The sequence below is a fragment of the Candidatus Accumulibacter vicinus genome (assembly GCF_000584955.1).
Lineage (GTDB): Bacteria > Pseudomonadota > Gammaproteobacteria > Burkholderiales > Rhodocyclaceae > Accumulibacter > Accumulibacter vicinus.
Genome location: NZ_JDSS02000041.1, coordinates 1 through 1,345 on the forward strand (window position 1 = coordinate 1; position 1,345 = coordinate 1,345).

Annotated in this window: 2 protein-coding genes; both read right to left on the reverse strand. The window is 70.8% G+C overall.

Features of this window, described 5'->3' with window-relative positions:
- On the reverse strand, positions 1-341 hold a 341-nt coding region (locus CAPSK01_RS17510), incomplete at its 3' end, for a hypothetical protein (RefSeq protein WP_034929757.1).
- A 119-nt stretch (positions 342-460) separates the two neighbouring features.
- Positions 461-1,345, reverse strand: an 885-nt coding sequence (locus CAPSK01_RS23825) for an AAA family ATPase (protein ID WP_273703990.1), incomplete at its 5' end; no start/stop codon positions are given.

The window sequence follows — 1,345 nt, forward strand, 5'->3', positions numbered from 1 at the left end:
GGCAGCAACGGCTCGTTGTTGGGCGGGGCCTCCGCGGCATCGACGGCGTACTCGACGAGCGCGAAATGCGCCGCCGAAAGGGGCGGCCGGCGCCCGACGTTGGCGGCGGAAGTCTGACGCGGCCCGGTGCTGCCGGCGTCGGCTGCTGGCTGTTGCCGCTCGCCGGCCGGCAGATCGCTTCGTTGCTCCGGCTCCGGCTGCGGATGCAGGTCGAGGAGGCGGGCGAGCGGCGCCAGGGCGGTTTGGATCGTCTCCTTGCTGCCGGGCGGTTGCGCACCATGGGCGGCGACGGCCGCGCGCAGCAGGTCGGCGCGGCCGGCGAAGCCGCGACTAACGGTCATGACTTTGCAAAACACCCCTGATCATGAAAGTCATGACCGTTTCCCTCTCCCCCGACCCCTCCCCCGCAAGTGGGGAGGGGGGATTCGTGAGTCGCTGACGCGACTTTCACATTAATCATTCAGCCGCGCTCCGCCGGCGGCTCGGCGAGGCCGTCGATCGGCGCTCGCGTCTGCGACACGCCGGACTGGCCGGCAACGACTCCGTGCTTGAGATAGCCGTACGCCGAGAGGCGGCCGAGCCACTGCTGCTGCGCGCCGGTCTGGCCTGGAAAGAGTTCGTGCAGCGCGTAGAGCAGGTCGAGGTATTCGGCGAGGCCGGGTGGTGGCAGGTTGAGCTGGCTGACCTGCTGCCGGTCGCTGACCAGTTGCTCGGCCGCTTTCTCGAGGATCACGGCCGCGATCAGCTCGGCGCGTCGCGGACTGGCCGTGGGCGAGGTCGCGGGCAATTCCGCGAAATGCGCCGCGCCGCGTCTGACGAGCCAGTCGCGATAGCTCATTCCCGGGTCCGGCTGCTGCGTCAGGACGATGCAGCGGCGCAGGAAGGCCGCCGGCAGTTCGCGCTCCTCGTTGGTGGTGATGACGATCAGCGGCGGCTGCACCTGCGGGCCGCCGATCGGCTGCGCCAGGGGTTCGACGCGGAAGCTGCGCTGCGCCAGGACTTCGAGCAGGCTGTTCGGCAGGTCGCTGTCGGCCTTGTCGATCTCGTCGATCAGGACGACGTGCCCGGCCGGCACCGCCGGATCGACGCTGCGCTCGTCGGCGGCCAGGAAGGGCTGCGCCGACTCCCAGCCGAAGGCTTTCCAGAGCACGCCGGGCCGCCAGTAACGCGTCGGGTCGGCGAGTTTCTCTTCGGCGCTTGCGCCCGCCTGCGCGTCGGCGAGCCGGCGAACGGCGTCGAAACGCGCCAGCAGCTCGGGCGGCTCGAAGCGCGGATGGATCGTTTCGGTGTGCAGGCGCCAGCCGAGGGCGTCGGCCGCCGCACGCGCGAGCTGCGTCTTGCCGGT